The following is a 7,398-nucleotide window of genomic DNA, read 5'->3' on the forward strand; positions in this document are numbered from 1 at the left end:
TCACTCCTTCGAGACGGAGGCGGAAAGGGCGGAGACGGATGCTGCGCCCCGGTGCCGCGGCGCGGCTCCGGAGGCGACGGTGTGCAAGGTGAGGTCGACGCGATGCGCCGGCGCGAGCTCGATCTCGACGGCGCCGGACTCCACGTCGCGCTGGACGACGGTGGGTGTGCCGGGCACCGCGGCGTAGGCGGTGCTGCGCCCCGGGTATTCGCCGCCGGTCTCGGTGCGGACCGTGACCGATGCCACGCGCCGCTCCCCGAAACGCGAGGCCTGCACGGTCACACGGCGCGTGCGGGTGGTCGAGGTGTTGACGAGCGCGACGTCGAGGTCGTCGCCGTCGAGGCGCGAAACCAGCGCCGCCACATCGCGCGGCAGGCCGGGGCGCCCGGCGTCGGCATCCTCGTAGACGACTGCGGCGAAGGGCAGGCCGCCGTTGTAGAGCACCTGCGGCGTGCCCGAGACGAGCTGGCTCAGCACCTCGGTCACGACGGGGTTCACACGCTGGCCGAAGTGGAGGTGCGCAGCATCCGGATCCGCCTCCGCCGCGGCCATCAGCGCGACGCGGCGGGCGACCTGGCCGAGCGCCATCGACAGGGCGCGCGCCGGGTACTCGGGCAGCTCGCCGTCGAGGTACGCGAGCCACGGCGCCTCGTGCCCGGCCTCCGCCTTGTCGCGGAACGCCTTGACCGGATCGTCCATGGCGGGAAGGCCGGCGATCGCCCGCCGCACGCGCGCGAGGTCGTCGTCTCGGCGCGACCACCACCACACCCACAGCGGCAGCTCGAGAGGCATCGGACCGTAGTCGAACCAGCCGTGACGCCCGTAGCGGTGGGGAACGAGCAGCGCCGGCTTCGCCGCATCCGTCCCCCAGCGAGCGAGCCACCCGCCCCGCAGGCTGAAGGGCGTCTCGGCGATGGGCGCGACGATCGCGTTGTCGAGGACGGTGTCGAGGAGAGCGCGCGCCATGTCGAGGGCGCCGTCGTCGCCGGTGAGGAACGCCTCGTTGATGCCGGCGATCACCGCCGCCATGCCGACCGACGGCACGCCGTGCGGCCAGCTCCAGCCGTAGTGCCCGCCGTACCACCGGCCCTCGTGCAGTCCGCCCACGGTACCGTCGGGGGCCACGCTGTCGGGCACGAGGCCGCCGTTCGCCGCGGCGCGCTCGCGCCACCCGTCGACGTACGCGCGCAACCAGGCGGCCGAGTGCTCGTCGCCGTCGTAGAGCCAGCGGTTGGCGACCAGGCTCGTCGCCGCGAGGTTGACCGCGACATCGCCTGCGGCCGCGCGGTGCATCGCGTCGCCCATCGCCGCGGCGAGCGCGGGATCGGCGAGGTCGTCCCACACGTCCACGCCGGGCACGTACTCGAGCGGGAGTCCATAGGGCCGCATCTCGGGCCGCTCGGACGAGTACGGCTCGGGCTCGTCGCTCAGACCCGGACGGGGACCCAGCGCTCCGTTGTGCGGGGCGCGGATGATGCCGAGCGCGGCGTCGAAGTTGCCGATGGCCGCATCCGTGTAGAGCTCCGCGAAGCGGCGCGCCCGCTCGGCGAACGCGCGATCGGACGGGTCGGCCGCACACAGGCCGTAGAAGAAGAGGAGCGATTCGCCCTGATGGAACCAGTCGTAGCCGTTCTCGTACTCGTCCGTGACCATTCCGGCCTCGGCGAGCTGCGCGGTCACGCCCTCCCAGTGGCGCTTCGCCGCTGCGAGGATGTCGTCGCTCCCGCCCAGCAGGTAGAACGCGGGCCAGTTGAAGAACGGCTCGTATAGGTCGTCGACGCCGTCGCGGTCGACGAAGTCCGCCGCGAACCTCAGCCGCCCGTCGGGTTCGGCGAAGGTGTCGGAGAAGAGGCGCCAGGCGTCCTCGATCTCGTCCAACAGGCGGCGTTCGAGCACCGCCCATCCGGGGATCTCGGACAGCGGATGGCCCTGGATCGCGTCGCTCAACGTCAGCCCTTCGTCGCTCCGGCGACCAGGCCGCCGATGATGTGCCGCTGCATGATGATGAAGAAGATGACGGCGGGTGCGATCGCCAGGAGCAGCGTCGGGAACAGCACCGTGTAGTCGGTCGAGAACTCTCCGACCGCCGCATAGACGCCGGTGGTCACCGTGTAGATGCCGGAGCCGGGTCCGAGGATGATCTGCGGGCTCACGAAGTCGTTCCACACGCCGATCGAGTTGAGCACGACGATCGTCGCGACCACCGGCCGCATGATCGGGAAGATGCACGACCAGAAGGCGCGGATGCGCCCGGCGCCGTCGAGCGCCGCCGCTTCGTCGATGTCGCGCGGCACCGTGCGCAGGTAGGCGGCGAACAGGAAGATCGTGACCGGCAGGGTCGCCGCGGTCTCGAACAGCAGGAAGCCCGGGATCGTGTTGATGAGGCCGAGCACCCGCAGGACGAACACCACGGGGATGAGCGTGACCTGGCCGGGGATGAACAGGCCCGACACGAACACGAGCAGCAGGGCGAGGTGCCACTTCGAGCGGCCGCGGGCGATCACGTAGGCGACCGGCGCGGAGAGCGCGATGCAGAAGATGTTCACCAGCACGACGAACAGCAGCGTGATGCCGTAGGCGCCGACCACGTTGAACTTCTCGCTCGTGAGCGCGTTCCAGAGGTACTCGAACGTGAACATGTCGGGCGTGATCGCCAGCGGGTGCAGGATGATGTCGGCCTGCGGCTTGAACGCGCTGATCACGAGGATGTACAGCGGCACGAGCATCACGAGGGCCAGTGCGCCGAGGAGCACCCACTTCACGATCGACGCGGCGAGCGGCGTGCGCTGGGCGGCCGGGCCGCCGCGGCGGCGCCCGCGTCTGCCGTAACGGCGGCGGGGGAGCTCGTCGGCATCCGTGAGCAGCAGTTCGGCGCCGATGTTCGGGCTGGTCTGCGTCGAGATCGTCATGATTCGCTCGCCTTCCGGTCGGCGCCGCGGCGCGCGAACGTCACCGCGAGCCCGAGCGCCGCGGTCACGATGAGGAGCACGACCGACTGCGCGGCGCCGAACCCGAGTCGCGCCTGCGCGAACGAGTCCTTGAGGATCTGGTAGACGATCGTCTGCGTCGAGGCGGCCGGGCCGCCGTCGGTGAGGGCCAGCACGATGTCGTACGCCTTGAGGAGGCCGACGAGCGTGAGCACGAGGTTCACCGTCAGCACGGGGGCGATGAGCGGGAGCGTCACGTTGCGGAACTGCTGCCACCGCGATGCGCCGTCGACGGTCGCCGCCTCGTAGTACTCGGTGGGCACCGACTTGATGCCGGCGAGGTACAGGATCATGTTGAACCCGAAGTGCGACCACACGATCGTGAGGATCACGCTCGCCTTGGCGAAGGTCATGTCGGTGAGGAACGGCAGGGGTGCGACGCCGAACTGCGCGAGCAGCGAGTTGACGGCCCCCTGCGGGGCGAGCATCGCCGACCACAGGAACCCGATGATCAGCGCGCTGATGATGTACGGGTAGAAGAAGACGGTGCGCAGCACCGTGTTGCCGCGGCTGTTGCCGGCGATGAGGGCGGCCACGGCCAGGCCGATGCCGTTGCACAGCAGCGTGCCGACGACGGCGATGATCGCCGTGAAGATCGCGGCGTCGACCGTGCGCGGGTTCTTGAACGCGTCGGTGTAGTTCTCGAACCCGATGAAGTCGAAGCGCAGGCTGTAGCCGTTCCAGTCCGTGAAGCTGAGCACGACCGCCAGGAGCATCGGCACGATGAACATCGCGATGAACACCAGGAGCGCGGGTCCGCTCATGATCACGCCCGCGAGACGGTCCTGCCACGAGGTGCGCCGGCGGCGCGCCGGCGCGGACGTGCGCGCCCTCGCGGTGCCCGCCAGACGGGCCACGGTGTCGGCCATGTGAGCCTGCTTTCGAATCGTCGGTGAAACGGAAGGGACGGATGCCTCGGCGCCGGGGTCCGACCCGGCGCCGAGGCCCGCGTCAGTTGCTGTTCGCCTCGAACCAGGCGTCCATCGCCGCGTCGACGTCGGCTGCGGACGTGCCGCCGAGCAGCGCCTGTGTCTGGGTGTTGATCTCGCCGGAGTAGCCGTCGGGGAGCTTGCGCTCACCGTAGCCGCCGCCGGTCGGGGTGTAGGCCGACGCCGGGGTGTCGGACACGATGGCCAACAGCTCCTTGCCGAGGTCGGTCATGTCGTACTCGTAGCCGTCGCGGTAGTTGCCGTCGACCTGGAGCTGGTCCAGGACCGCGTCCTCGTCGGTGGTGAGGAACTCGAGGAGCTTCGCCGCGGCGTCCTGGTGCTCCGAGACCTTCATGATCATGTACGGGCTCGCGATGTTCGCGCCCATGGCGGGGTCGGCGACGCCGTCGACCGCCGGTCCGCGGAAGACGCCGATCGGGGCCGGGTTCTCGGCCTTCGCCTCGGTGCCGGCGAACCAGCTCCCCATGGGGTAGAGCGCCGCCTTGCCCGAGAGGAAGGCCTGCTCGGCGTCCGGGTACTTCACGCCGAGAGCGTCGGCGTTCGTGTAGCCCTCGGCGATCCAGTCGGCGTACATCGCGGTGTAGTCGCCGTAGCTCTCGCTGAAGGTCGTGTCGCCGGAGTTCATGTCGGCGAACCACTCCGGGTTCTCGCCGACGATCGACGGCAGGGCGAGCGTCTGCAGTGCGCCGCTGGACATCCAGTCGCCGCCGGTCTGGATCGGGGTCCAGCCTGCGTCCTTCAGCGCGCCGAGCGCATCCTCGAGCTCGTCGACGGTGGTGGGCACGTCGGTGATGCCGGCCTCTGTGAAGGCGTCCTTGTTGTAGAACCACAGGCTCTGCAGCTGCACGCCGACGCCGGCCATGTAGTACTTGCCGTCGATGGAGTACTGGTCGGCGAGCGGTCCGCCCGACGCCCAGTCGTACCCCGAGAGGTCGACGAGCTCCTCGGCGAGGTCGGGAGTGGGCGCCTGCGACTGCACGATGTCGGGCGCCTGCCCGGCGGCCAGCAGCCGCGGCACAGCGGCGGCGACGCCCTCGGCGCCCGGATTGTCGATCACGACGTCGATGTTCGGGTTGGCCTCCTCGAACGGCGCGACGAGCTCGTTCCACCACTCCTCGGTGAGGTTGGGGGTCACGTTCACCAGCATGCGCAGCTGGACGTCCTCGTCCTGACTCTCACCTCCGCTCGGCGCTGCGGAGGAGCAGCCGGCCAGGAGCGTCACGGCGGCCGCTCCGGCGCCGATCGCGGTGAGGGTACGTCTGGTGATCATCGTCGATCCTCTCGTGGGCACATCATCGGGACGTCACGACCTTACACTAATCGATAATCGGTTATCAACGATTGCTGGCCAACCTCTCGTGGACTCTACGCCGGGCGCCGGTAGCGTGGTCGGGTGAGTGTTCCTCCCGCAGGGCAGAGCTCCTACCCGTTCGACGCGCGCCCGCTGGTCGAGCCCGTCGCACCGGGCGCGGCGCGGGCCTTCGTGCAGGAGCTGCGCCGGACGGGACGCATCACAGGCTCTCCCGTCTTCGGCGTGCTCGTGATCGTCGTCATCGGCTTCGCAGTCGTCGTGCTGTTCGGCTCCGTCGCGATCACCCTCATCACGAGCGTCGGCGGCGCCCGCCCCCCCCGGCCCGGCCGGGGGGGGGGGGGCGGCCCCGCCCCCCCGCCCCCCCCCCCCCCCCGGCCGCCCCCCCCCCCCCCCCCCCGCCCCCCCCGACGGTGGGGGACTCGCCGTCCTGTTCGGCTTCCTGCCGCTCGTCGTCATCGGCGTCATCGCCGCGGTGGGGATCACGCTCTTCGTGCGGGGTGCGCGCAGCAGCAGCGACCGCATGTACCGCCTGGACCGCTTCGCGCGCGCGAACGCGATGCACTACGAGCCGCGGCTCGACGCTCCGGGGCTGCCGGGCATGATCTTCTCGCTCGGCAGCAGTCGCCAGTCGAGCGACCTCGTGCGCGGCGATCGTCCGCGCTTCGTGGAGTTCGCGAACTACCGCTACACGACCGGCTCCGGCAAGAATCGGCAGACGCACCAGTGGGGGTACGTCGCGGTGAAGCTCGACACGCCTCTTCCGCACATCGTGCTCGATGCGACGAGCAACAACGGCCTGTTCGGCTCGAACCTGCCGCTCACGTTCGACAAGGATCAACGCCTCAGCCTCGAGGGCGACTTCGACGAGTACTTCTCGCTGTACTGCCCCGCCGACTACGAGCGCGACGCCCTCTACCTCTTCACGCCCGACATCATGGCGCGCTTCATCGACAACGCCGCCGCGCTCGACGTCGAGATCGTCGACGACTGGCTGTTCCTCTATGCCAAGCGCGACTTCTCCACGCTCGACCCGCAGACCTGGGCGTGGCTGTTCTCCGTCGTCGGAGCCCTGCTCGACAAGTTCGCGCAGTGGGCGCGGTGGCGCGACGAGCGGCTGGCCGCCGCGGCGGCTGCGGCGATGACGGATGCTGCGCCCCTCGGCTCCGCGGCGGCCGGAGGAGGCGCAGAACAGGGCGGCGCAGCATCCGTCCCGTTCGCTCCGCCCCTCGACGCGCTGCGTCCGCCGCCCGGTGTCGCCCCGGAGGGCCGTCGCCTCCAGCGCGATGTGCCATGGCTGCCGATCATCGTCGGCGGCGTGATGGTGCTGTTCTGGATCCTCACCCAGATCGGGCCCGCCTTCCTCCGCTGAGCGCGAGGCCGACGCGCAGGCCGACGAGCGTATGCTGTCGGGCGTGCATTCGACGTTCACGACGCCCGGCGGGCGTGAGGGGGTACTCGGCGCTCCACGCGCCGAGCGGAGGTAGCCGCGCGCGCCGCCCCGGTCCCCGACCTCGGGTGGCGCAGCCCGCGTCATTTGCGCGCCGCCGGCCCGCAGCATCCTTTCGTCGCCGCTTCGGCGATCTCTTCCGTGAATCAAGGAATCATGCACGCATTCACCGAGAAGGACATCCGCGCGTCCTTCGTCAACGCCTCGCTGCGCGAGCGCAACTCCCTCATCGTTCCCGACCTCGCCCAGGTGGGCTGGGACGGACTCGACTACTTCGGCTGGCGCGACCCGAAGCAGCCGCTCGCCGGCTTCATCGTGGTGCCGGTCGACGGCGACGCCGTCGGCATCCTCCTGCGCCAGACCGAACAGCGCACGCGCACCCGCGCGCAGTGCTCGTGGTGCGAGGACGTCACCCTGCCGAACGACGTCGTGCTCTTCGGCGCGAAGCGGGCCGGCAAGGCCGGACGCAACGGCGACACCATCGGCACCCTGCTGTGCGAGAAGTTCGAGTGCTCGGTCAACGCCCGCCGGCCGATGCCACCGGCGTACCTCGGCTTCGATGTCATGGCCGCACGTCAGCGGCGCATCGAGGCGCTCCGCGCGCACGCCGAGGGGTTCGCGCGCGACATCCGCGACGGCGCCTGAACGCGGTCGCCGCCGCCCCCCCCGCCCCCCCCCAGGCCGGCGGCGCGGGGCCCACAC

The 7,398-nt window shown here is 70.5% G+C and carries 6 protein-coding genes; 2 read left to right on the forward strand and 4 right to left on the reverse strand.

Features of this window, described 5'->3' with window-relative positions:
* The 4 genes from ACLBXX_RS06640 to ACLBXX_RS06655 form a co-directional block, all read right to left on the reverse strand.
* Positions 1 to 1,947 (reverse strand): hypothetical protein, encoded by a 1,947-nt coding sequence (locus ACLBXX_RS06640; RefSeq protein ID WP_447657381.1) that lies wholly within the window; start codon positions 1,945 to 1,947, stop codon positions 1 to 3.
* 2 nt (positions 1,948 to 1,949) lie between these two features.
* Positions 1,950 to 2,909, reverse strand: coding sequence for a carbohydrate ABC transporter permease (locus tag ACLBXX_RS06645; protein ID WP_447657382.1), 960 nt, complete (start codon positions 2,907 to 2,909; stop codon positions 1,950 to 1,952).
* Complete coding sequence (locus ACLBXX_RS06650; protein ID WP_045301914.1) at positions 2,906 to 3,856, reverse strand: carbohydrate ABC transporter permease; 951 nt, start codon at positions 3,854 to 3,856, stop codon at positions 2,906 to 2,908. Before ACLBXX_RS06650 ends, ACLBXX_RS06645 begins: the two co-directional genes overlap by 4 nt.
* An 82-nt stretch (positions 3,857 to 3,938) precedes the next feature.
* Positions 3,939 to 5,207: an ABC transporter substrate-binding protein gene (locus tag ACLBXX_RS06655; RefSeq protein WP_447657383.1), complete on the reverse strand. Its 1,269-nt coding sequence runs from the start codon at positions 5,205 to 5,207 to the stop codon at positions 3,939 to 3,941.
* Between the two features lie 514 nt (positions 5,208 to 5,721).
* Here ACLBXX_RS06655 and ACLBXX_RS06660 point away from each other — a divergent pair.
* Positions 5,722 to 6,618 (forward strand): hypothetical protein, encoded by an 897-nt coding sequence (locus tag ACLBXX_RS06660; protein WP_447657384.1) that lies wholly within the window; start codon positions 5,722 to 5,724, stop codon positions 6,616 to 6,618.
* Between the two features lie 234 nt (positions 6,619 to 6,852).
* Complete coding sequence (locus ACLBXX_RS06665; RefSeq protein ID WP_447657385.1) at positions 6,853 to 7,341, forward strand: FBP domain-containing protein; 489 nt, start codon at positions 6,853 to 6,855, stop codon at positions 7,339 to 7,341.
* Positions 7,342 to 7,398: the final 57 nt, after the last annotated feature.

The organism is Microbacterium sp. C23T, assembly GCF_053345975.1.